Source organism: Bradyrhizobium sp. Tv2a-2 (assembly GCF_000472425.1).
Classification (GTDB): domain Bacteria; phylum Pseudomonadota; class Alphaproteobacteria; order Rhizobiales; family Xanthobacteraceae; genus Bradyrhizobium.
In genome coordinates, this window is record NZ_AXAI01000009.1 from 279,875 (window position 1) to 303,877 (window position 24,003).

A 24,003-nucleotide genomic window follows, 5' to 3' on the forward strand; every position below is an offset into this window, starting at 1 on the left:
AACGCGTCAGTTCTTGAGCGACGAGGCCGCGTCGCCGGTTGCCGCCGCCAGATTGTCGGGGAAGGGCAGCTCGCTCGACGACACCGGCTTGACGGGCCTGGCTGGCTCGCTCGCCGACGTCTTGTCCGTGGTCCTGGCCACCTCGTCGAGCATCTTTTCCACGTGTACCAGCACATCGGCGCCGCGCCTGGTCAGGACCGGCGGCGGTCCCGGCTTGATCTCCGGGGCTTTCTGCGCGCCATTGGCCGCCATGGTCTGTGGCTTCTCCGCCGCCGGCGGCTTCTGACCCATGCCGACGCCGGTCAGCTCCCTGATCTCGATGCCCTGATGAGCGACCGTCATGATGTTGTGCCAGGTCTGTGCCGGCAGCGAGCCGCCGGTCATGCGATTGGTCGGCGAGTAGTCGTCATTGCCGAACCAGACCGCGCAGGCGAAGTTGCCGGTGTAGCCGACGAACCAGGCGTCGCGGTAGTTATTGGTCGTGCCGGTCTTGCCCGCGGTTGGAATGCCGTCGAGCCCCGCACGCCGCGCGGTGCCTTCGCTGACCACATGGCTCATCATCCCCGCCATGTCGGCGGCAATATTCGCCGGGATCGCCCGCCGCGGCTGCGGCCCGTCGCGATCCCAGCGCCACACCAGGTCGCCGGCGCCGGTGCGCACCTCGAGCACCGCATGCGGCGTTACCGCCATCCCCTTGTTCGGGAAGGTGACATAGGCGACCGCGTGCTCGAGCACGGTGACCTCGTCGGCGCCGATCGGCAGCGACGGCGTATCGGGCAGTGGCGCTGTGATGCCGAACTTGCGTGCCGTTGCGACGATCATGGCGCGGCCGAGCTTCGGTCCTCCCCCGGCCTTTTTGCCGAGCTCGATCGACAGTTTTACCGGCACGACATTGATCGAGTTGGTGATCGCCTGCGTCAGCGTCACCGCGCCGGAGTAGGAGTGGCCGTAGTTCTGCGGACACCAATTGCCGATGCAGACCGGGCCATCGACAATGATCGACTTCGGCGTGAAGCCGTTCAGGAGCGCCGTCGTATAGACATACGGCTTGAACGAGGAGCCGGGCTGGCGATAGGCGTCGGTGGCGCGGTTGAACTGGCTCGCGCCATAGTCGCGGCCGCCGACCATGGCGCGGACGCCGCCGTCCATGTCCGCAACCACGGTCGCAGCCTGCGTCGCATGATAATCGCGGCCGAACTGGCGCAGCTGGTTCTCGATCGCTTCGTCGGCGGCATGCTGCACGTTCATGTCGATCGCGGTGCGGACCACGAAGACGCGCTCGTTGTAGGATTTCGGGAAGGTGTCGACGAGCTTGTGCATCTCGTCGAAGGCATAATCGAGATAATAGTTCGGCGAGTTCTCGTCGCGCCGGTCGACGGCCGTGGCCGGATTGCGCCTCGCGCCGAACACCTGGCCCTCGGTCATGAAGCCGGCGTCGACCAGGTTGTCGAGCACGACGTTGGCGCGGGCGCGCGCCGCCGGCAGGTTGATGTGGGGGGCGAACTTGGTCGGCGCCTTGAACAGGCCGGCCAGCATCGCCGCCTCCGCAAGGTTGATGTCGCGCACCGACTTGTTGAAGTAGAAATGCGCCGCGCCGTCGACGCCGAAGGTGCCGCCGCCCATGTAGGCGCGGTCGAGATAGAGTTTCAGGATTTCGTTCTTGGTCAGGCGCGTCTCCAGCCAGATGGCCAGGAACGCCTCGTTGATCTTGCGTTCGATGGTGCGCTCGTTCGACAGGAACAGGTTCTTGGCGAGCTGCTGGGTGATGGAGGAGCCGCCCTGGCGCACGCCGCCGGCCTGGGCGTTGGTGACCAGCGCGCGCACGAGGCCGGGGACGTCGATGCCGAAATGGTCGTAGAAACGGCGGTCTTCGGTCGCGAGCGTCGCCTTGATCAGATTGTCCGGAAAATCTTCCAGCGGGATCGAGTCGTTGTGCTTGATGCCGCGGCTGCCGATCGGATTGCCGTAGCGGTCGAGGAAGGTCACCGCGAGGTCGGACTTCTTCAGCCAGTCCTCGTCCGCCGTTTCGCGGAAGGCGGGGATGGCGAGCGCCAGCAAAACGATCAGCCCGCCAAGCCCGAGGGTGGCTGCTTCCGAGAACGGCTCGATGAAGACCCAGCGCTTCCAGCCGCCCACATAGAAATTGTCCATGAAGGTCGAGAAGCGCTCATAGAGCTCGCGGGTGCCCCGGAACGAGGAGAACAGCGCCGAGTCGAACCGCGCGTCGAGGTCGAGACGCCAGTTGTTGAGCCGTTGCTTCCAGTTGTCCGGGAGGATCTTGCGCACTGGGATTCTCTAAACTCTTGCCAGTTCGAAAGCGCTTCAAAGCGCGCCCGGTGGGCACCGTCGAATCGAAATTGTCTTGCGGTAGCGTTGCGGCAAACCCAAGGCATTAAATCCGAGCCGCTCCTTGCGTCCTGCAGGGATTCATCTCTATCTAGCTGAGCAGGCCACATAAACCAATGGCCCGGCTCGCGATTTTCATGGTTTAGGACTAATGCCGTGCAAGCCCCTGCGCGTGCGTGGATAAGTCCGGCCGGACGCTGGCCGGATGCGGCCGAAACGGCAAAAAAGCGAGTTGATCCTTCGGTTCAAGAGACAAGATGACCACGCAGCCCAAGCGACCCTCCGACCAGGAGGGATTTTTCTGGAAAACCAAGGCCTTGGAGGAGATGTCTAGGGACGAATGGGAAAGCCTGTGCGACGGCTGCGCGCGCTGCTGCCTGGAAAAGCTCGAGGATGAGGATAGCGGCAAGATCTACTTCACCCATGTGTCCTGCAAGCTTCTGGATGCCGGCCTATGCGCCTGCAAGGATTACACAAACCGCTCCGATAAAGTTCCGGATTGCGTTCGCCTCACGCCCGAGAATGTCCGCAGCCTGAACTGGCTGCCGCCAAGCTGCGGCTATCGCCTGGTCGCGGAAGGGCGTGACCTCTATTGGTGGCACCCGCTCATCTCCGGCGACCCCAACACGGTGCACGAGGCCGGCGTCTCGGTGCGGGGCCGGGTGGAAGGCACCGAGGACGAGATTCCTGATGAGGACCTCGAAGACCATATCGTGAGCTGGCCCGCGCTCCTGCCCAGGCGGGCGCGGCTGAAGAAGCGCCCCAAGGTCTGAGAAGCCGGCGCCCGATCACGCACTTGCGAACGGTTTGGGGCAGGGTGGGACCAGCCATGCGCCAGGAGTGCTGCCTGAGGAGCCGTTTAACCCCTAAATTCAGCGCGAGTTAGCGAATCTGCGCCGTTATTGCGGCGCACCGAATAAAAATATTCCGAAACATGAACCAGTCCATACGGCAGCGCCGTAATCCTGCCGCCTCCGCCGCTGTGCCCGCCGACATCGCGGCAGAACTATCGGAACTTCCGGCCGCGATTTCCGCTGCGCCGTCGATCGCGCCCGCCCGTCCGCCGCTGACACAGAGCGAGGTGCGGACCATCCTGCTGAGCCTGTTGCTCACGATGTTCCTGGCCGCGCTGGACCAAACCATCGTCGCGACGGCCTTGCCGACCATCAGCCGGCAGTTCCGCGACGTCTCAAATCTCTCCTGGGTCATCACCGCCTATCTGCTGGCCTCGACGGCGGTCGCGCCTGTGTTCGGCACCTTGAGCGACATCTATGGCCGGCGGGCCATGATCGTCGTGTCCCTGAGCCTGTTCATCGCCGGTTCCGTGCTTTGTGCGCTAGCGCCGACCATGCCGATCCTGATCCTGGCCCGCGGCCTGCAGGGGCTCGGCGGCGGTGGCATCATGCCGGTCGTGCAGACCGTGATCTCCGACGTGGTCAGCGCGCGCGAGCGCGGCCAGTACCAGGCCTATTTCAGCGCGGTGTGGATGATCGCGGGCATCAGCGGACCGGTGTTGGGCGGCATCTTTGCCGACCACCTGCACTGGTCGATGATCTTCTGGATCAACCTGCCGCTGGCGCTCGCCGCGCTCGCGCTGCTGTTGCCGAAGATGGGCAAGATCCCGGTCTACCACCGCCGCCGCAAGGTCGACTGGCTCGGCGGCGTGCTGCTGATGGTCTCGGCCGTGCTGTTCATGCTGGTGCTGACCTGGGGCGGCAACCGCTTTCACTGGCTGTCCCCGACCATCCTGGGCTTGATCGGCGGCGCGCTGGCGCTGGCGCTCGCCTTCGTCTGGCATGCGGGCAGGGCGGATGAGCCGTTCCTGCCGCTGTCCATGATCGGCGGCTCGGTCGTGCCCTACGGGCTGATGGCGAGCGGTTGCGCACTCGGCGCCATGATCGGGCTGACCGTGGTTCTGCCGCTCTATTACGAGGTGGTCTATCATCTGAGCGCCAGCGAGGCCGGGCTCGGCCTCATTCCGCTGGCGGCGATCTCGACCTGCGGGGCTGCGATTGCCGGCCGGACCATGGCGCGGGTCAGGCACTACAAGCGGGTCGCCATCGCCGGTTCGATCATCGCCACTTTGGCGTCGGCAACGATGACCGTCGTGACGCCGACGCTGTGGATGCTGCTCGTGCTGCTGGCGACCTTCGGCGTCGGCCTCGGCACCGTGTTTCCGATCACCGTGGTCTCGCTGCAGAACGCAGTGCCGCGCGCACAGGTCGGCACCATGACCGGCGCGATGAACTTCTTCCGCGCGATGATGTCGTCCTTCACGGTCGCGGCCTTCTCCGCCATCCTTCTGATGGCGCTCGGTTCAGATGTCTCGCTCGTCGGCGACAGCCATGGGCCGGTCGGCTCGATTGCCGCCGCCGACATGGTGGCGGCCTTCCGCTACGTCTTTGCCGCAGCGACCGTCATGCTCGCCTGCGCCGCCGTCTGCATGATCGCGATGGAAGAGCGGCCGCTGGCCGGTCCTGCGTCCGTGCCGCCGGAGATGGCGGAGTAGGGGCCGCGAACCCGGTTCACCTCTCCTTGCCGGGAAAGAGGTGAAGCGCGGCAACCACCGAAGCTAATCTCGCGATGCCTTAATGCGCCTGCGCAACGCGGGTGTCGATCTCCTCGCGCAGCACCGCGAAATCGATCGGCTTGGTCAGGAGCCCGGAGGCGCCCTTTTCCAGCGCCCTGCGCTTGGTGTCGGCATCACCGTAGGCCGTGATCATGATCACCGGCACGTCCGGGCGGATCTCTTTCACCTTCGGCAGCATCTCGAGCCCGGTCATTCCGGGCATGTTGATGTCGGAGAGGATCAGGATCAGCGAATTGTCGATGGTCGAACCGACGCGCGTCAGCGCATCCGCCGCCGAATTGGCAAAATCCATCACAAAACGCTGTGCGCGCAGATCGCGCCGGAATTGCTGGCGGAACAGCGCCTCGACATCGGGCTCATCATCCACCACGAGAACGAGAATACCCACCTCTAACCTCTGGTCTTGTTTGAAAGATCGCTTGTTCGCGGCAATGAAATGATGAACTCGGTAAATTCGCCCGGGTGGGTTGCGACATCGATCGTGCCACCATGTTGTTTCACCACGATGTCGTGGGTCATGGATAGCCCAAGCCCGGTGCCTTCGCCAGCCGGCTTGGTGGTGAAGAAGGGATTGAATATCTTGTCCTTCACCTCGAGCGGAATCCCGGTTCCGTTGTCGCGAATCCGGATCTCGACATGGCCCGGCCGGCCGCAAGTGGTGGCCTTGACGACCGGTTCGAAGCCGGTTTCGCCATTTTCCGCCTTGCGCATGGCCGCCGCATAGAAGCCGTTGGAAATCAGGTTCAGAAGAACGCGCGTGATTTCCTGGGGGAACGCCTCGATTGTGCCGGCATTGGGGTCGAGCTCGCGCTCGAGTGTCACATTGAATTGCGGCTTCTCGGCGCGCGCTCCGTGATAGGCGAGGTTGAGGCTCTCCTCGACCAGTGCATTGATGTCAGTCGGACGATGCTCGCCCGATCCCTCGCGGGAGTGCAGCAGCATGTTCTTGACGATGGAATCGGCGCGCCTGCCGTGCTGGACCACCTTCTGCAGGTTGTCCTTGAGCATGCCGGTCAACTCGCTGACCTCGTCGCGGATTTTCGCATCGAGTTCGACCGGTCCGAGCGCCCGGTCCAGCTCGTCGGTCAGCTCAGCCGACAGCGCCGCAAAATTGTTGACGAAGTTGAGCGGGTTCTTGATCTCATGCGCGATGCCGGCGGTGAGCTGGCCGAGCGAGGCGAGCTTTTCGGTCTGGATCAGCCGGTCCTGCGCGGCGCGCAACTCGTCGAGAGATTTTGCCAGCTCTTGCGTGCGCGATTGCACTTCATTGAACAGGCGGGCATTCTCGATGGCAATGACAGCCTGGTCGGCAAATGTCTGCACCAGTTCGACCTGCCGTTCGGTGAAGCCACCCGGCTCGCTGCGCCCCAGTGCAAACACCCCCTCGATGCGTCCCTCGCGCAACAGGGGAACGCCGAGGAGCGCGCGATTGCCGCTGATCTTCGTGACGCCCGGAAAGTGATATTCGGCATCCTCCAGCACATCGGGGATTTGCTCTACCGTGCCCGAAAGAGCGACGCGCGGGCAGATCGACTCGCGGCCGGGTTTGCGCGGGTGTTTCTTGAGAAATTCAAGATAGTCCGGGCCACCTCCCGCCACCGCCTCGGCGCGATAAAGATCGCCGTCACGCAGGAAAATGATCCCTTGCTGGGCTTCGCACAGGTTCACGGCCGATTGCGTCAGAGTCTCGAGGACGGTCTGCAAATCGAACGCCGAGCGGCTGATGACCTTGAGGACGTCGGCGGTCACCGTCTGTTGCTGCAGCGATTCCGAGAGATCATCGGTGCGTGCCCGCAATTCCTGCAGCAGGCGGGCATTCTCGATGGCGATCACGGCCTGCGCCGCAAACACCTGCAGCGTCGCGATCTGCTTGTCGTCGAACGGGCGCACCTCCTGCCGGGCAGCGACGATGCGTCCGAAGGCGGTGCCATTCTTCAACAGCGGCACCCACGCCATGGTGCGAATGCCGCCCAGCTCGACCGAGGCGCGCGTGGCGCTGAACGAGGGCTCGTCGGCGCGATCCTTCAACATCTCGGCGACGTCGGCCCGCTGCATCGGACGATCGGTCAACAGGCCGCTCCGGATGCCTTCGGCGAAGGGATAGCCGCGCCGCAGAAATTCGTCGAAAGCGGGCGTCATGCCGCGGGTCGCGACGGCGGTCACCCGATTATCCCGATAGAGTTGCAGGCTTCCGCATGGCGCGCCACAGAGCTGGTGCGCCTTCTCCAGGATGCATTCGAACACCGGCGCAAGATTGCCGCCGGAATTGTTGATGGCGGCGAGGATTTCGGCGGTCGCCGTCTGCTGCGCCAGCGCTTCCCTGGTCTCGTTGAACAGCCGCGCGTTCTCGATCGCCTGCGTCTGCGCCTGCTGCTCAAGCGCCGCGATCCGGCGCTTGAGGTCGGTCACCACGTCCTTGGAAAGCGCGGTCATCCCGAAATCCATGTCGCCCGGCGCCTCAGGGGCAACCGGGCCAAATCCGTGAAACGGCTCAATAGAACCGGATTATTTCATCCCCGGTCCCACTGGGCTAGGCCTGTCGAGTTGATTTGGCTGTCATTTCGAGCGAGGTCTGCTTAGACGGTTCGCTTCAGGGTTTACGCTGCCAGGGCAGTCTGCTGGCCGAGACGGAGCCCTAATTTTCCACTGGTGGCGCTCGGCTCCACAGCGTGTTTACTGCAGGGACGTCGGCTGTCGGGAGCACACCGGGCCGTCGGTCGCCTGTATTTTACTGCGATGCACGGCAGATCCGTCATGTGAACGAAGTGTGAATTACTCTAAGCTGTCTCGTATGACGTCAAAGAGGACGAGGTCATGAAGCGGCGCGAATTTATCGCGGCCCTCAGCGGCATGGCGATTGCCCGACCCTCGGGGTTGGGCGCGCAGCAAACACGGCCGCTACCGCGGATCGGCTGGCTGTCGATCGCGAACAGCCGAATTGAGGATGCGTTTCGCCAAGGGCTGCGCGACTTCGGTTATGTCGAGGGACAGAACCTGCTCGTCGAATATCGGTCCGCGGGCAAAACGGCTGGCCAGTTGGATGGATTTGCCGCCGAATTGGTCGCCCTCAAAGTCGATGCCATTGCAGCCAACAGCTCACGGACAACACGCGCGGCCTTCGACCAAACCAAGACGATTCCGATCGTCACGCTGAGTACCAATCCGGTTGGGCTTGGATTTGTTGCCAGTCTCGCCAAGCCCGGCGGCAATGTCACCGGCGTCAGCCTGCTCGGTCCGGAGGTCAGCGGCAAGCGACTCCAACTCCTAAAACAAGCGGTTCCGGGCATCACCAGAGTTGCAGTGATCTGGAACCCGGACGATCCGGCTGCGCATTTCTCGGTTGAAGAATCGCAGACCGCTGCCGCGGCGTTAGGTCTCAAGCTTCAAGTTCTCGAGGGGCGCGATGCCGATGCCATCGATGGTGCGCTGCAGGCTGCAATGAACGCGCAGGCAGAGGCCGTCGTTCTCCTGCCCACGCCGCTTTTCGATGGGCTTGCCGAGCGGATTGCCGGTCTCGCAATGCGGAGGCGGTTGCCGACGCTCTTCTTTGACAGGGAAGCCGTAAAAACCGGCATTCTGATATCGTATGGTGCCGACCTATATGCAGCCAGTCGACGCCAAGCCTATTTTATCGATCGCATCCTCAAGGGGACAAAGCCGGCCGATCTACCGGTCGAGCAGCCGGCCAAGTTCGAGCTGGCGATCAATCAGAAGACTGCTAAGGCGCTCGGACTGAACGTGCCGGAAAGTTTGCTGGCAAGCGCCGACGAGGTGATCGAATAACATCCAGCTGTCTGTTCATGGGCCTGTCAGCGAAGTGGCGACTGCTATTCCGTCGCTCTCGGCAGAGAAGCAGTCATCCCGCGAACGGTCCGAAATCGACGCTCGTGACGCCATAGCGGACCACGAACACGGATCGTTCGACTTCGATCTGTCGTGCTCAGAGGGCCTCAGATTTCGCAGTCGGCTGAATTCAAAGCCTTACGCAAGCCACCGAACGCCTTGAGCCGACAAGGCTCGGTATCGCTCGCGGCTTTTGAACGCTGTGAAATGGCAGTTCGCTTGATAACGGTCGCCTTTGGCTTCGACTTGGGACGTGCAGCGGTCGTGACCTTCTTCGATTTGGGATTGTGCCGATGACGGGCGATCGGCCTCGGAGGCCGCGAAGGACCAATACTGATGTCTTCAGAACCGATACTGACGTCTTCCGGCCGAGCAGTGCCTTCGTCGATCGAAACAGCCTGTTCTGGCGTCTCGCTGCTCACGGCTGCAACTTCAAGGCGATCACCCTTCGCCAGCGCCTCATGTGAATCGGAAATGTCTGCGTTTGGCTCGGCAGGCGGCTGGACGATGGCTACTGCACTGCGCGGTGGAGTTCTGAGCTCCATTGCTGACAGTACTCCTACACCGAACAGGATGAGGAAGCCCAACAACACCATTTTCAGCATGATGCGCCTCTATCCCGAGTTAGTGCAGGTGAAGATTCTTCGCTCCAATGAGGCAATTTGTCGGCGGCTGCCGACCCACGTAAGGATCATTTGCCGACAAGGTTAACGTCGGCGATGCTCCCAACGCGCGACGGCTAGGCCCACGCGAGAAATTTCGTCGAGTTCAGCGCCGTACAAACGGACAACTCTTTCATTAGCTTTAGTTCATCCGCTCCCTCACGTCCCCGGTCGCGAGACCTCGGTCTCCTTGCTGGTGATGAACTCCAAGAGCACGGGAATGCCGGCTTGCGTCTTCTCGATGCCGCGCCTGATCGTCGGCACAATCTCCTCCGGCTTCGTGATGCGCTCGCCATGACCGCCGAAGGCGCGCGCCATCGCGGCGTAGTCGCCGGAGATGTCGGTCGAGCGATATTTCTCGGTCGAGATCGGCATCACCTTCAACTCGATCGCCATGGAAAAATTGTTGAGCAGGATCGACATGATCGGAATCCGCTCGCGCACCGCGGTCTCGAAATCCATGCCGGTGAAGCCGATCGCGGCATCGCCCCAGACATTGATGCAGAGCTTGTCGGGTTTTGCGAGCTTGGCGCCCATTGCAAGCCCGAGGCCATAGCCGAGCTGGGTGGTCTTGCCCCAGCCGAGATAGGACAGGGGTTCGACCGCCTTCCAGAACGGCGAGAGCTGGTCGCGCGGGCTGCCGGCGTCATGGGTGATGATGGTGTTCCTGATGTCGACGGTGTGCTGCAGATCCCACAGCACGCGATAGGGGTTGAGCGGCGCGTCGTTGCTGGTGAGCTTCGGCATCCATTTTTCAAGCCACTCCTTGTGAGAGGCGGCGATCTCGGCTGCGACGCCGCGCGCGTCGTGATCCGCAGTCACTGTCTTGCCGATCTCTTCCAGCAGCGCATCGAGCACGAGACCGGCATCGCCGACCAGGCCGATCCTGGCCTCGACATCCTTGTTGAGATGGTTGGGGTCGAGCGTGGAATGGATAATGGTCTTGCCCCTGGGCATGGCGATGCCAAAACTGGTCTCGGTGAAGGAGCAGCCGATGCCGAAGATCACGTCGGCTTCGCCCAGAAATTTCGGCACGGCGCGCGGCACCGCAAGCCCGCCCGAGCCGAGCGAGAGCGGGTGCGTCTCCGGGAAGGCGGACTTGCCGCCCAGGCTCGTGGTGACGGGAATGGCGAGCCGCTCGGCCAGCCGTTTCAGCTGCGGCCAGGCGCGCGCGTAATGCACGCCCTGGCCGGCATAGATCACCGGGCGTTTGGCATTGATCAGCAGCGCCGCGGCTTCCTTGATATGGGCGGGATCGGCGCCGTAGCGCGTGCGCAGCACCGGCCTATAGGCAAGCGGCTCCGGCACCTCCTCGTTCCACATGTCAGCGGGAATTTCGACAATCACCGGCCCGCCGCGGCCGTTCTTCAACTTGGTGAAAGCGCGGCGGAAGATGTTGCAGACCTCGGCGGCGAGGATGATTGGCTCCGAGGACTTTGCGAACGGCTTCATCGCCTCGCTGGAATTGAAGTTCGGCTCGATATGGGAAAGCCGGCGCGCATAGCCCATCGGCAGCACGAGCACGGGAACCGACTCGCCAAAACATTGCGCGACGCCGCCCATCGCGTTCTCCGAGCCCGGGCCGTGCTGCATGCAGAACGCGCCGATCGACCGCCCCGACGTGACGCGCGAGATCGCGTCCGCCATGTGCAGCCCGATCCGCTCCTGGCGCACCATCACCGGTCGGATGTCGGCATTGGCGGCATATTCGATCAGATGATTGACCGGATAGCCACAGAGAATTTCGATGCCTTCGCGCTTGAGTATTTCCGCAATGGCGGTGCCGAGTTTCATGGCCGTTTCTCCCGAACACTGGCCGATTGTCAGCTCGGCCTGCTTGGCTCTTTAATCGAGTCAATTGAGCATGATCTCTTCGGAAAACCGCTACACACGTTTCCGGATCATGCGCCAACAGGAACAGGATTCAGGCGGCCGGTAAAGCGGGCAGGCGGCTCTGCGGCAGAAGCCCTGCCATCCGCTTTTTGCATCTTGCAATCTGGAGAGCGGGATTCGGCTCGTCTAGTTCGGGCCATGCGAGCGGGGCCATAGCGCGGCAATGAACGCCAGCACCCTGTTCGTCAGCGATCGGCCCTGGGGACGCGTGCCTTGCTGCTCGGCGGTGTCGCCCAAGATATCGATAAAGTTCTTTCTGACGTTCTGCGGCGATGGCATGTGGCTTGCTCCAAGTTCCACAAGCATGAGCTACACAGGTAAAACGAAGAGTAAATTTTGCCTGCAAAGAACGTCGACCTGCCAATTTTATCGCCGATGCGAGACTTGTTGTCGCCGATGCGAGACTTGCCGCGCGGTTTCGGACAAATGTTTAACCGGCTGTTCAGCGTGTTTATGAACAGAAACAAAATCTGTCCAAACCTACATTGCTCAGCCTCCGGCAATGCGGGAGAATCGCACTATCGGGCCACAGGAGTTTTTCATGCGTGCGCTGATTTCGGGATTGATTCCAAAGTTCCTGGCGGATCAGTCCGGCGCTACTTCGATCGAGTATTGCCTGATCGCGGCGGGCATCAGCATTGTCATTGTCACCGTCGTCAACGGCATGGGTACGCAGTTGAACAACACGTACACGTCGGTGAGCACCGCGCTGAAGTAACGGCTCAGCTCGCCTTCCGCGACCGGGCAGAGGCGCGCGCCGGTTTCCTTGTTTCCTTTGCCTCTTCCTTTGTTCCTTCCTTTGCTCCTTCTTTGGCCTTCTTGCCGCTGATCGGCAGCAGCATCTCGCGCTGGCCCTCGATCCGCTTCTTTGGCTTCTTGGCAGCCTTGCTGGATTCCTTGGCCTTGGCGGCCGGCGCGCTCTCGCCTTCGTTCGCCAGGCTGCGTTTGAGCGCATCCATCAGGTTGATGACATTGCCGCTCGTCTTCGGCGCCGCCTTGGCCGGAAGCTGCACGCCGGCGCGCTTCTTGTTGATGAGATCGACAAGGGCGCCCTCGTAATGATCCTCGAAATTATCCGGCTCGAAGGAGGCCGACTTCTTCTCGACGATATGCTTGGCGAGATCCAGCATGTCCTTGGTGACCTTGACGTCCTGGATGTCGTCGAAATAGTCCTTCTCGTCGCGCACCTCGTAGGGATAGCGCAGCAGCGTGCCCATCAGGCCCTTGCCCAGCGGCTCCAGCGCAATGACGTGTTCGCGATTGGTGAGCACCACGCGGCCGATCGCCACCTTGTTCAGGCTGCGTGCGGTTTCGCGGATCACGGCGAAGGCGTCGTGGCCGACCTTGCCGTCGGGCACGAGATAATAGGGGCGGATCAGGTAGCGGCTGTCGATGTCGCTCTTGGGCACGAACTCGTCGATCTCGATCGTGTGGGTCGATTCCAGAGCGATATCGTCGAGCTCGTCCTTGGTCACCTCGATATAGGTGTCGGTGTCGACCTTGTAGCCCTTGACGATATCGTCATTGGCGACTTCCTCGCCGGTCTCGGCGTCGACCTTGGCGTATTTGATGCGGTGGCCGGTTTTCTTGTTGATCTGGTTGAAGGAAACTTTCTCCGATTCCGAAGTCGCCGGATACAGCGCCACCGGGCAGGTCACCAGAGACAGCCGCAGAAAACCCTTCCAGTTGGCGCGTGGGGCCATGACAAACTCCAGAACTGACAAACTCCAGAACCGACAAATTCGCGGACGCAACAGACCACAATCCGCAAGGATAACATTCGGGGGTGCGGAAACAAGCAAGGGGAGCAGAGATTCTCCTGTTGGCGTTAACCGTCCGCCGAGGGGCCAAGGCAGGGCGGCAAGGCTGGGAACGGCGAGACGCAGAAAGAACGGAACATCGTCAGGCATTTGGCGTTGGCTTCACAGGCGCGGCGGGGCCGCAGGGCCTCCCGCGTAGCCCGAGCAACCGCATGCCTATTTGAGGGCGCCATGGCAACACGGGACGAGCACCGGATCGTCGAAACGTCGACCCAGGCCCGGCAGGGCGAGCCCGGACCGTCGGTCGCGGCCCTGCTTGCTGTCTCCCTTGGGCTCGCGATCCTGGTGCTGGCCGTGGTGTGGTTCGTGTTCTTCCGCACCTGACGCACCGCCTGGTGCGACACAGCGCCTACGTCCATACCGCTTGTGCGGGCTTCCGCGGCAGCGCTAGGCGGCGTAAACCGGTCGCGTCTTGACGATGTCGTTGTCCGACCGGCGCAGCCAGATTCCCTCCAATGGACTCTTTTTCCATGACGAAAAAGTAACGTTGCGGGGCTTGCCCGTTCATGGGCGGTTCACGCCGGCAGCGCTCATCTTGAAGGCGTGAAGTCGTGCAGTTCAGCTTTGGAGGCAAGCGTGCGCCTGCTCGTTGTTGAGGACGATCCGGATCTTAACCGCCAGCTCACCACCGCGTTGAGCGATGCGGGATATGTGGTCGATCGGGCATTCGATGGAGAGGAGGGGCACTATCTCGGCGACAGTGAGCCCTATGACGCAGTGGTGCTCGATATCGGCCTGCCCAAGATGGACGGCATCTCGGTCCTGGAGTCATGGCGCCGCAACGGCCGCGCGATGCCGGTCCTGATCCTCACCGCCCGCGATCGCTGGAGCGACAAGGTGCAGGGTTTTGATGCTGGCGCCGACGATTATGTCGCAAAGCCGTTTCACCTTGAGGAGGTACTGGCACGAATCCGTGCGCTGCTGCGCCGCGCTACCGGACACGCGCAGAGCGAGCTCGTCTGCGGACCGGTTGCGCTGGATACGCGCACCAACAAGGTTTCCGTCTCGGGCAATCCGGTCAAGATGACCTCGCACGAGTACCGCCTGCTGCAATACCTGATGCATCATGCCGGCCGCGTGGTCTCGCGCACCGAGCTCGTCGAGCATCTCTACGACCAGGACTTCGACCGCGACTCCAACACCATCGAGGTGTTCGTGGGCCGCATCCGCAAGAAGCTCGACGTCGACATCATCCAGACCGTGCGCGGGCTCGGCTATCTCCTGGCGCCGCCGCCGAACGGGGCGTGATCCAGGGCGGGACTAGCGGCGCGATACTGCGTTTACTTTTCTCGCTTGAACCGTGGCCTGCGGCACCACTTTTCGTTATTGTGATTCCATGCGCCGCAGTTCGCTCGCGACCCGGCTGTTTCTCTCTGCGACCGCCTGGGTGGTGGTGATTCTCGTCATCACCGGTTTCGTTCTCTCCTCCGTCTATCGGGACGCGACCGAGCGCGCCTTCGATCGCCGGCTCAACCTCTACCTGCGGACGCTGATCGCCGAGGTCGCAACCCCGGACGAGCCGCCGGACCGGCAATTCCAGTCGCTGGGCGAGCCGCTGTTCGAGCTGCCGCTGTCAGGCTGGTACTGGCAGATCACCCGCACCGATACTGACAAGCCGGACGTGCGCGCCTCGCGCTCGCTGTGGGACAAGAAGCTGCCCAAGCTCGAGGACCAGGGCATCGAGCTTACGCCTGCCGGGATCCGCATCGGCTATGTCGACGGGCCCGAGGGCCAGACCCTGCGGATCGTGGAGCGGCAGGTCGATCTCGGCGCCGACGGCAAGTTTCTGGTGGCGGTGGCGGGCGACGCAAGCGAGATTTTCGATGAGACCCGCAGCTTCGATTATTATCTCGGTGGCACCTTTGCCGCGCTCGGCATCGTGCTGCTGCTCACCACGATCTTCCAGGTCCGCTTCGGCCTTGCGCCGCTCAAGCGCATCTCGGAAGCGATCGCCGACATCCGTTCGGGACGGACGGAACGGCTGGAGGGCAATTTTCCCGTCGAGATTGCGCCGCTCGCACGCGAGACCAACGCGCTGATCGATGCCAATCGCGGCATTGTCGAGCGCGCCCGCACTCATGTCGGCAACCTCGCGCACGCGATCAAGACGCCGCTGTCGGTGATCGTCAACGAAGCCTCGGCCCATGGCCTCGATCCGTTCGCCAGCAAGGTCCTCGAGCAGGCCGAGGTGATGCGCAACCAGGTAGCGCACCATCTGGAGCGGGCGCGCATCGCCGCGCGCGTCTCCATCGTCGCGACCGTCACCGAGGTGGCACCCGCTATCGAGGCGCTGCGGCGGACCATGGAGAAGATCCACCGCGACCGCGGCATCACCATTGAGGTCAAGGCCGACCCGCATGCCCGCTTTCGCGGCGAACGGCAGGACCTCGAGGAGATGGCCGGCAACCTCGTCGACAATGCCTGCAAATGGGCGTCCTCGCAGGTCTTCATCGAGGTGCTGATGGAGCGCCCCGCCGAGTCCGGCGCGGGCCCGGTGCTGCGCATCATTGTCGATGACGACGGCCGCGGCCTCTCGGCGGTCGAACGCGCCCAGGTCTCGCGCCGCGGGCAGCGGCTCGATGAATCCAAGCCCGGTTCGGGGCTGGGGCTATCGATCGTGACCGATCTTGCCGCGCTCTATGGCGGCAGCCTGTCGCTCGGCACCGCGCCGATCGGAGGCTTGAGGGCCGAATTGCTCCTTCCTGCGATGTGAACCCGCGTATGCTGCATCGAAAAACCGGATTATCGGTCGATTTGGCGCAAAGCCGTTAGCCCTAAATTCGTCATTCCTAAAGGACTTCTTAACGGCGTGGCCCATATGGTGGCCGAGGTACGCGGTGACCGTCCGCGCCACAGAAAGTGCTGATCCGTCCGTATGAGCCAGACGTTACAGGAGCGGCTGAAGGATTATCTCGCGCAGCTTCCGCCGCGATCGCAGGCGATGTTGATGCGGGCTTTTGAGGGCGCGCTCGAGCGCGGCGAGGACACCGCGGTCGCGACCTTCGTGCTCGAGGCGCTGCGCAAGATCGTTCGCGGCAGCGACGACGCACAGCCGCGCAGCGATGATCCGGCACGACTGCTGTTCCGTCCGCTGGAACCGTTCCTGGTCGATGGCAGCATGCCAACACGTCCGGGCCAGATCCGCCGCAGCTCGCTGGTGCCGATCTGGCAGTGGCTCCTCCGTGACGGTGCACCGGAGCACGCAAGCGCATTCGAAGCGATGCTGGCAAGCGGCGAAGGCGGGAAGGGACCGCACCTCGAAATAGCCGTCCGCAAGCTCCAGCTCGCCACGGCCGAGGCCATCGTCAAGATCGCGGGCCCCGCGGCCGGCGGCGACAAGCAGCGTGCGCTGAGCCGTGTCGGCCAGCCCAGCGTCGTCGAGGATCTGATGTCGGTTGGCGCCGTGCTGCAGGCGCGCGAGGCGCTGGACGGGCTCAATGGCAGGCTGCCCGGCTATTTGCGCGCATTCGGCGACTCCCAGATGGAGCAGGTGCTCGCCGGGCTCAACGTTCCCTCGCTGCAGACACCGATGCTGTTGCCGTTTGCCCTGTCGCTCGTCATACAGCGCCTGAGCGCACCCTGGCAGATCATCCGCCTCGCCATCAGGATGGCGGCGTCAGACGACGAGATCCGCGTCGCCGCCATCCCGCTCGGCGTCGCCGTGACCATCGCGCTGCATGATCTGTCGGGCCGCGCCGCGGGGCTGCGGGCCGACATCAGGCGCGGCCACTTCGCCAATGTCGCCGAAAATCTCAAGGCGCTGCACGACGGCGTGCGGGGCCTGCGCACCGAGCTCGACCTGCGCACCGAATCGACCTGGGGCAGGCAGCTGACGTCGATCCGCGCCGAGATTTCCAACGCGCTGCAGTCGGAAATCGACAGCGTGCCCGGCCGCGTCCGCCGCATCCTGCGCCAGCGCCCCGACAAGGACATCGTCGCCGGCGCCCGGATTGACACCGCCGATGTCGACGAGGTCGTCGCGCTGATCGATTTCGTCGCGGTCTGCCGCACCTATGCGAGCGAGCTCGCCATCAACGAGGTGACGTTGCGGACCTATTCCGACCTGCAGCAATATGTCGAGCAGGCGACGGAAGCGCTGGTGCAATCGCTGCGCGGCAGCGACGTGAGGGCGCGCGCCTACCGACAGATGCAGGTGGCCGCGGCCATCAAGTTCTGCGAGGCGCTGTTCGGCCGTGACTATGCGTCGCTGATGAGCCGGGCGGCCGAAAATGCGCTGACCGGCGAACGCAAGTCCGCTTCGCGCGCTGGTTAAAGTAGCGCTATATCTACAATTCCAGGTTGACGAAGGCCGGGCGGGTTCGTACGGTCATGGGTGTGAAACGCATTGCCCCTTCGATAAATGAATTCAGCCATCAACTTTATTGAACTCGAGAATCAGGTCATTACGGCGACCTACCGGAACCTGATGGTCACGGCGAAAGTCGTGCTGGTGGAGAGCACGAGCGGCGCGCAGCTGCCCAATCCGGTCACGACCATCTCCTCGCCGTTGCCGGCAGGCGCGCTCCGCATCCGGCTGCCGGCCGCGGTCAGGCCGGGGACCTATTATTTGATGGCCCTCAACGGCCATGGCGAGCCCGCGGCCCGCAGCGCCGACTTCCGTATCGACTAAACAATTACTATTGCTCGACTTTCGAGACGGGATCACTGGCGGCAATTTGATAATTGTCAATTGCCCGCAGCGGGAGCCGTGGTGTAAAGCGGCACAATCATGCGCAAGTGAGCCCACCCTCCGGAACCCACCCGATGACGCTATGGTTTGTGTTCGCGCTTATGACGGCCGCGGCGATCTTCGCCGTCTTGTTGCCGCTCGGCCTGCGCGGCAGCAAGCCTAGCCAGGGGAGCGAGGCGACCGTCTACAAGGACCAGCTTGTCGAGATCGATCGCGACCTCGCTGCCGGCCTGATTGCGGCGGGCGAGGCCGACGCTGCGCGCACCGAGATCGGCCGTCGCCTGCTTGCCGCCGCCGACCCCAAGAACAGTCCGCCGCTGCAGTCGAACCAGGCGCTGCGCCGGCTCGCGGCGGTGGTGGCGCTGGTCGGGCTGCCGGCGGTGGCGCTTGCCGTCTATCTGCCGATGGGTTCGCCGCGCCTGCCGGACTTTCCCTTGGCCGCACGCAGCCGTGCCCCGGACGCCCAGCCGCTCGACGGCCTGGTTGCACAGGTCGAGCAGCATCTGGAACAGAACCCGACCGACGGCCGCGGCTGGAGCGTGCTGGCGCCGGTCTTGCTGCGGCTTGGCCGCTATGACGAGGCGGTGCGCGCCTTCCGCAACTCGCTCACCTATGGCGGCGAGAGCGCGGAGCGGCATGCCGATCTCGGCGAGGCCCTGGCTGCGGCCGCGAACGGCGTCGTCACGGCCGAGGCAAAGAGTGAGTTCGATCGCGCGCTCGCGCTCAACGCCGACGAGGTCAAGGCGAGCTATTTCCTGGGCCTTGCCGCGGAACAGGACGGCCGCAAGGCCGACGCGGCGAAGATCTGGCATGCCATGCTCGACAAGGCTGCACCCGATGCGCCGTGGCGGCCGCTGGTGCAGGCGGCCTTGCTGCGGGTCGGCAGCCCGGCGGCGCCCGCTCTCTCGGATCAGACGGTCGCCGCCGCGCAGGACATGAAGGCGGACGACCGCGAAGCCATGATCCGCGGCATGGTCGATCGACTGGCGACCCGGTTGAAGCAGAATGGCGATGATGTCGAGGGTTGGTTGCGGCTGGTGCGCGCCTATCTTGTCATGGGCGACCGCGACAAGGCGAAGAGCGCGCTCAGCGACGCCCGGCAGGCGGTCGCCAACGATGCCGAGCGCCTGCGTCAGCTCAACGAGGGGCTGAAGACTCTCGGGATCGACGGATGAACGTCACACGAAATTCCAGGGCAGGCTCATGACACGCAAGCAGCGGCGCCTGACGATGATCGGATGTGCACTCGCCGTGCTCGGCTTCGCCGCAGGGCTCGTGCTTTATTCACTGCGCGACTCCATCGTCTTCTTTTCGACACCCGCCATGGTGGGCGAGCAGCACATCGCGCCGGGCAAGCGTTTCAGGCTCGGCGGCCTGGTGCAGCCGGGCTCGCTCAAACGCGGCGACAATCTTGCCGTGACTTTCGAGGTCGCCGACGGCACGGCCAAGCTGCCGGTCGCCTATAAGGGGCTCCTGCCCGACCTGTTCCGCGAAGGGCAGGGCGTGGTCGCTGAGGGTTCGCTCGACAACGCCGGTGTGTTCCAAGCCGACACCGTGCTCGCCAAGCATGACGAGACCTACATGCCCAAGGAAGTCGCCGATGCCCTGAAGAAGCAGGGGCACTGGAAGGACGACTACGCCGCCAAGCCGGGCGGTGGCATGGCCGCGCAGGCCGGGCAGGGGCAGGGAGCGACGCGATGATTGTCGAAGGCGGACATTATGCGCTGGTGCTGGCGCTCGCACTTGCGCTGATCCAGTCCACGGTGCCGCTGCTGGGTGCGCGCTGGCGCGATCCGGCGCTGATGAATGTCGCGCGTTCCACTGCGCTCGCACAGCTTCTGTTCGTCGGCGTGTCGTTTGCGGCGCTGGTGACGTTGCATGTCACCTCGGATTTCTCCGTGCTCAACGTGTACGAGAACTCGCATTCGATGAAACCACTGATCTACAAGATCACCGGCGTCTGGGGCAGTCATGAAGGCTCGATGCTGCTCTGGGTCTCGATTCTCGCGCTGTTTGGCGGCCTGCTTGCGGCCTTCGGCAACAATCTGCCGCTGTCCCTGCGCGCGCATGTGCTGGCCGTGCAGGCCTGGATCGCGAGCGCGTTCTATCTCTTCATCCTGACCACCTCGAATCCGTTCCTGCGCATTCCCAATCCGCCGATGGAGGGTCGCGATCTCAATCCGGTGCTGCAGGACATTGGGCTCGCGGTGCATCCGCCGATGCTCTATCTCGGCTATGTCGGCTTCTCGATCTCATTCTCCTTCGCAATCGCAGCCCTGCTGGAAGGCCGCATTGATGCCGCCTGGGCCCGCTGGGTGCGGCCGTGGACGCTGCTTGCCTGGATATTCCTGACCCTTGGCATCGCCATGGGCTCCTACTGGGCCTATTACGAGCTCGGCTGGGGCGGCTGGTGGTTCTGGGATCCGGTCGAGAACGCCTCGCTGATGCCATGGCTTGCCGGCACCGCGCTGTTGCACTCGGCGCTGGTGATGGAGAAGCGCAATGCGCTGAAGGTCTGGACCATCCTGCTTTCGATCCTGACCTTCTCGCTGTCGCTCTTGGGCACCTTCCTGGTGCGCTCGGGCGTGCTTACCTCGGTGCACGCCTTCGCCACCGATCCGACGCGCGGCGTGTTCATCCTCTTGATCCTCTGCGTCTTCATCGGCGGCAGTCTGACGCTGTTTGCCGGGCGCGCCTCACGGCTGAAGCAAGGCGGCCTGTTCGCGCCGATCTCGCGCGAGGGAGCGCTCGTCCTCAACAACCTCTTCCTCACCACGGCCTGCGCGACCGTGCTGGTCGGCACGCTTTATCCGCTGGTGCTGGAGGTTCTGACCGGCGACAAGATCTCGGTCGGCGCGCCCTTCTTCAATCTGACCTTTGCTCCCTTGTTCGTGCCCTTGATGGCCGCGGTTCCGTTCGGGCCGATGTTGGCCTGGAAGCGCGGCGATCTCCTGGCCGCGACGCAACGCCTGACCGCCGCCGGCATCGCCGCGTTATCGGCTATCGCGCTGGCCTGGGCCTGGGCGCGCGGGGGTGCTGCGCTCGCACCGCTCGCCATTGGGCTCGCGGTGTTCGTGATCGGCGGCGCGATCACCGATATTGCCGAGCGCACCGGATTATTCCGCGTGCCGTTTGCCATCGCGCTGCGGCGGGCGCGCGGGTTGCCGCGCTCGGCCTGGGGTACCGCCTTTGCGCATGCCGGCATCGGCGTCGCGCTGATCGGAATCGTCTGCGAGACGACCTGGAACAGCGAATTTATCGGCACCATGAAGCCGCGCGACACCGTCGACGTCGCCGGCTATTCGCTCACCCTCAACGGAGTGGTGCAGCGGCAGGGACCGAATTATCGCGAGCAGGTCGCGAGCTTCATGGTCTCGATCGACGGCGAGCCGCTCAGCACGATGACGCCCTCGAAACGTAGTTTCACCACGCGCGGCATGTCGACGACGGAAGCCGCGTTGCTGAGCCGCGGTTTCAGCCAGCTCTATATCTCGCTCGGCGATAGCTCGGCCGACGGTGGCACCGTGGTCCGCATCTACCACAAGCCGCTGGTGCTCCTGATCTGGTTCGGCCCCGTGCTGATGGCCTTCGGCGGCATGCTGTCGCTGTCCGACCGGCGTTTGCGCGTCGGCGTGCCCAAGGCCGCGAAGGCGCTGCGCGGCCTGCAGGCGGCGGAGTAGAGCATGCGACGCTTGCTCGCCAGCCTCTGTCTTCTTGCGGCGATCGGGCTTTCGGCCGCGCATGCCGTGCTGCCCGACGAAATGATGGCCGATCCCGCCAAGGAGGCACGCGCGCGCAACCTCTCGCACGAATTGCGCTGCATGGTGTGCCAGAACCAGTCGATCGACGATTCCGAGGCGCCATTGGCGCGCGATTTGCGCCTTCTGGTTCGTGAGCGCATCGCCGCCGGCGATAGCGATTCCCAGGTGATCGACTTCCTGGTGGCGCGCTATGGCGAGTTCGTGCTCCTGAAACCGCGATTCGAGCGGCAGACTCTGCTGCTCTGGCTGGTTCCGCCGCTGCTGCTGTTCGGCGGTGGCGCGGTGTTGTGGATGCACACGCGGCGGCGGGCAAAAGGCGCATCCGACGCCTCCTCGCTTTCGGCGGAGGAAGAGGCAAAGCTTGCGGCGCTGATGTCCGCCGATGGACCGGCCGAAAAGTCGTGACATCTGCGTTTGGCATTCATTCCCGACCTTTCGTTGGGCGCGGAAATTCCTTGCCATCGCAGGGCCTTAGCGCCCTGCGATGAACTGCCGCATCAGTAACGGCCTTCATTACAAAAGTTTAACTCCGTAGCCAGCGCGCTGTAAGGCGTTACTCCCCATCTTCACACGCGAATGGTGCGCTCAAGCGCACCCGTGGGACATTTCAGCTCAGGCTCTGGAGAAAGCTTTATGACCGATCGTCCGACCGACCTCTCGTCGTTCCCATCCTATCGGCAACCGGGCCGCACATTGCTGTCGGCGCGGAAGTTTGCGCTGATGGCATCGGTGGTCGCCGGCCTTGGTGTCGCGGCCTATGGCTTCAGCCCCGTGCGCGATGTCAACGTGTTCTCCACCCCGGCGCATGCCGAGGCCACGGGCCAGCGGCCGATCGGCTTTGCCGACATTGTCGAGCGGGTGAAACCCACGGTCATCTCGGTCAAGGTCAATATCAACGAGAAGGTCGCGAAGAACGACGACGGCGACGATGATTCGCCATTCCCGCCGGGCTCCCCCATGGAGCGTTTCTTCCGCCGCTTCGGCGGCGGCGACCTTCCGCCCGGCCTGCGTGGCGGCGGCAAGCGCGTGATCACGGGCCAGGGCTCGGGCTTCTTCATCTCGGCCGATGGCTATGCGGTGACCAACAACCACGTGGTTGACGGCGCGAGCAAGGTCGAGGTGACGGCCGACGACGGCAAGACCTACAGCGCCAAGGTGATTGGAACCGACGCGCGCACCGATCTCGCGCTGATCAAGGTCGAGGGCGGCTCGAATTTCGCTTTCGCCAAGCTCGCCGACGGCAAGCCGCGGATTGGCGACTGGGTGCTCGCGGTCGGCAACCCCTTCGGGCTTGGCGGCACGGTGACTGCCGGCATCGTCTCGGCCATGGGCCGCGACATCGGCAACGGTCCCTATGACGATTTCATCCAGATCGATGCGCCCGTGAACAAGGGCAATTCCGGTGGTCCGGCCTTCGACGTCGATGGCGACGTCGTCGGTGTCAACACCGCGATCTATTCGCCCTCCGGCGGCAGCGTCGGAATCGCCTTCTCTATTCCTGCGTCGACCGTGAAGAGCGTCGTCGCCCAGCTCAAGGACAAGGGCTCCGTTAGCCGCGGCTGGATCGGCGTGCAGATTCAGCCCGTCACCCAGGACATCGCCGACAGCCTCGGCATGAAGAAGGCGGAAGGCGCGCTGGTGGCCGAACCCCAGAAGGATGGCCCGGCGGCCAAGGCCGGCATCGAATCCGGCGACGTCATCACCTCGGTGAACGGCGATAACGTCAAGGATGCCCGCGAGCTGGCGCGCACCATCGGCGGCATGGCGCCGGGCGCCGCGATCAAGCTCAACGTGCTGCACAAGGGCCAGGACAAGGTCGTCAACATCACGCTCGGCCAGCTGCCGAACACGATCGAGGCCAAGGCCGACAACGGCAATGACGACAATGGCGGCAAGGCCACCCGCGGCACCGACGTGCCCAAGCTCGGCATGACGGTTGCGCCCGCCACAAGCGTCGCCGGCGCTGGCAAGGATGGTGTCGTCGTCACCGATGTTGACCCGAAGAGTGCGGCCGCCGAGCGCGGCTTCAAGGAAGGCGATGTCATTCTCGAGGTCGCCGGCAAGACGGTGACCAGCGCCAACGACGTGCGCGAGGCGATCAATGCGGCGCGTTCCGACAACAAGAACAGCGTCCTGATGCGTGTGAAGACCGGCGGCCAGTCGCGTTTTGTCGCAGTCCCCTTGGCCAAGGGTTAGGCGCTTACCAGATGGAGGGTGTCGCCGGCATTGTCGCCCCCGCCGACGGCTCTTTCCCGGGAGCGGGCTCGATGTCCGCTCCCGCCTCAAACCTTCCGGTGGAATTGCCCCCCTCCGTCGGAAGGGTAAAGGGCGGTGAGGTCCCCCAGCTTCACCGCCCACTTTTTTCGATCAACCTGATGGCGTGAGGCGCGCTCTTTCC

Annotated in this window: 21 protein-coding genes; 14 read left to right on the forward strand and 7 right to left on the reverse strand. The window is 63.7% G+C overall.

The genetic code is table 11. The features are described from left to right. Positions 1-6: 6 nt before the first annotated feature. Positions 7-2,286: a transglycosylase domain-containing protein gene (locus tag A3AI_RS0121070; RefSeq protein WP_024517473.1), complete on the reverse strand. Its 2,280-nt coding sequence runs from the start codon at positions 2,284-2,286 to the stop codon at positions 7-9. 317 nt (positions 2,287-2,603) lie between these two features. Here A3AI_RS0121070 and A3AI_RS0121075 point away from each other — a divergent pair, with 317 nt between their 5' ends. Then, positions 2,604-3,119, forward strand: a complete 516-nt coding sequence (locus A3AI_RS0121075; protein WP_024517474.1) for a YcgN family cysteine cluster protein — start codon at positions 2,604-2,606, stop codon at positions 3,117-3,119. A gap of 161 nt (positions 3,120-3,280) precedes the next feature. Next, positions 3,281-4,855 carry an MDR family MFS transporter gene (locus A3AI_RS0121080; protein WP_024517475.1) on the forward strand — a complete coding sequence of 525 codons (1,575 nt, stop codon included), beginning with the start codon at positions 3,281-3,283 and terminating at the stop codon, positions 4,853-4,855. 79 nt (positions 4,856-4,934) lie between these two features. Here A3AI_RS0121080 and A3AI_RS0121085 read toward each other — a convergent pair whose 3' ends face one another. Together A3AI_RS0121085 and A3AI_RS43225 are read right to left on the reverse strand one after the other, a co-directional pair. Further along, positions 4,935-5,324, reverse strand: coding sequence for a response regulator (locus A3AI_RS0121085; RefSeq protein ID WP_024517476.1), 390 nt, complete (start codon positions 5,322-5,324; stop codon positions 4,935-4,937). Between the two features lie 2 nt (positions 5,325-5,326). Next, entirely contained in the window at positions 5,327-7,369 is a 2,043-nt protein-coding gene (locus tag A3AI_RS43225; protein ID WP_245286925.1) for a GAF domain-containing protein, read from the reverse strand. A 381-nt stretch (positions 7,370-7,750) separates the two neighbouring features. Between A3AI_RS43225 and A3AI_RS0121095 the strand changes: the two genes are divergently transcribed. After that, positions 7,751-8,719 (forward strand): ABC transporter substrate-binding protein, encoded by a 969-nt coding sequence (locus tag A3AI_RS0121095; RefSeq protein WP_024517477.1) that lies wholly within the window; start codon positions 7,751-7,753, stop codon positions 8,717-8,719. Between the two features lie 167 nt (positions 8,720-8,886). Here A3AI_RS0121095 and A3AI_RS0121100 read toward each other — a convergent pair whose 3' ends face one another. From A3AI_RS0121100 to A3AI_RS47770, 3 genes are all read right to left on the reverse strand, one after another. Further along, positions 8,887-9,384: a hypothetical protein gene (locus A3AI_RS0121100; RefSeq protein ID WP_024517478.1), complete on the reverse strand. Its 498-nt coding sequence runs from the start codon at positions 9,382-9,384 to the stop codon at positions 8,887-8,889. 216 nt (positions 9,385-9,600) lie between these two features. Continuing rightward, the gene (locus A3AI_RS0121105) at positions 9,601-11,235 is read right to left on the reverse strand and encodes a thiamine pyrophosphate-requiring protein (protein ID WP_024517479.1); all 1,635 of its coding nucleotides are present in this window, start codon (positions 11,233-11,235) and stop codon (positions 9,601-9,603) included. Between the two features lie 225 nt (positions 11,236-11,460). Further along, complete coding sequence (locus tag A3AI_RS47770; protein WP_156927872.1) at positions 11,461-11,613, reverse strand: hypothetical protein; 153 nt, start codon at positions 11,611-11,613, stop codon at positions 11,461-11,463. A gap of 262 nt (positions 11,614-11,875) precedes the next feature. On the opposite strand from A3AI_RS47770, the gene A3AI_RS0121115 reads away from it, so the two are divergent. Then, complete coding sequence (locus tag A3AI_RS0121115) at positions 11,876-12,052, forward strand: Flp family type IVb pilin (protein WP_036049004.1); 177 nt, start codon at positions 11,876-11,878, stop codon at positions 12,050-12,052. Positions 12,053-12,056: 4 nt separating this feature from the next. Here A3AI_RS0121115 and ku read toward each other — a convergent pair whose 3' ends face one another. Beyond that, positions 12,057-13,037 (reverse strand): non-homologous end joining protein Ku, encoded by a 981-nt coding sequence (gene ku, locus A3AI_RS0121120; protein WP_024517482.1) that lies wholly within the window; start codon positions 13,035-13,037, stop codon positions 12,057-12,059. A 288-nt stretch (positions 13,038-13,325) separates the two neighbouring features. Between ku and A3AI_RS48805 the strand changes: the two genes are divergently transcribed. The 10 genes from A3AI_RS48805 to A3AI_RS0121170 all read left to right on the forward strand — a co-directional run bounded on the left by A3AI_RS48805 (position 13,326) and on the right by A3AI_RS0121170 (position 23,801). Next, positions 13,326-13,478, forward strand: coding sequence for a hypothetical protein (locus tag A3AI_RS48805; protein WP_198030159.1), 153 nt, complete (start codon positions 13,326-13,328; stop codon positions 13,476-13,478). A gap of 252 nt (positions 13,479-13,730) precedes the next feature. Next, the gene (locus tag A3AI_RS0121130) at positions 13,731-14,402 is read left to right on the forward strand and encodes a response regulator transcription factor (RefSeq protein WP_024517483.1); all 672 of its coding nucleotides are present in this window, start codon (positions 13,731-13,733) and stop codon (positions 14,400-14,402) included. 88 nt (positions 14,403-14,490) lie between these two features. After that, complete coding sequence (locus tag A3AI_RS0121135; protein WP_024517484.1) at positions 14,491-15,867, forward strand: sensor histidine kinase; 1,377 nt, start codon at positions 14,491-14,493, stop codon at positions 15,865-15,867. A 162-nt stretch (positions 15,868-16,029) separates the two neighbouring features. Next, a complete protein-coding gene (locus A3AI_RS0121140; RefSeq protein WP_024517485.1) occupies positions 16,030-17,427 on the forward strand; it encodes a hypothetical protein in 1,398 nt (465 codons plus the stop codon). 87 nt (positions 17,428-17,514) lie between these two features. After that, positions 17,515-17,784, forward strand: coding sequence for a hypothetical protein (locus tag A3AI_RS0121145; protein ID WP_024517486.1), 270 nt, complete (start codon positions 17,515-17,517; stop codon positions 17,782-17,784). A gap of 134 nt (positions 17,785-17,918) precedes the next feature. Further along, the gene (gene ccmI / locus A3AI_RS0121150) at positions 17,919-19,019 is read left to right on the forward strand and encodes a c-type cytochrome biogenesis protein CcmI (RefSeq protein ID WP_024517487.1); all 1,101 of its coding nucleotides are present in this window, start codon (positions 17,919-17,921) and stop codon (positions 19,017-19,019) included. 28 nt (positions 19,020-19,047) lie between these two features. Further along, positions 19,048-19,545 (forward strand): cytochrome c maturation protein CcmE, encoded by a 498-nt coding sequence (gene ccmE / locus A3AI_RS0121155; RefSeq protein WP_024517488.1) that lies wholly within the window; start codon positions 19,048-19,050, stop codon positions 19,543-19,545. Beyond that, a complete protein-coding gene (locus tag A3AI_RS0121160; protein WP_024517489.1) occupies positions 19,542-21,524 on the forward strand; it encodes a heme lyase CcmF/NrfE family subunit in 1,983 nt (660 codons plus the stop codon). Before ccmE ends, A3AI_RS0121160 begins: the two co-directional genes overlap by 4 nt. A 3-nt stretch (positions 21,525-21,527) precedes the next feature. Continuing rightward, the gene (locus tag A3AI_RS0121165; protein WP_024517490.1) at positions 21,528-22,010 is read left to right on the forward strand and encodes a cytochrome c-type biogenesis protein; all 483 of its coding nucleotides are present in this window, start codon (positions 21,528-21,530) and stop codon (positions 22,008-22,010) included. Positions 22,011-22,238: 228 nt separating this feature from the next. Further along, on the forward strand, positions 22,239-23,801 hold the full coding sequence (locus tag A3AI_RS0121170; protein WP_024517491.1) for a Do family serine endopeptidase: 1,563 nt from the start codon (positions 22,239-22,241) through the stop codon (positions 23,799-23,801). The last annotated feature ends 202 nt before the right edge of the window (positions 23,802-24,003 follow it).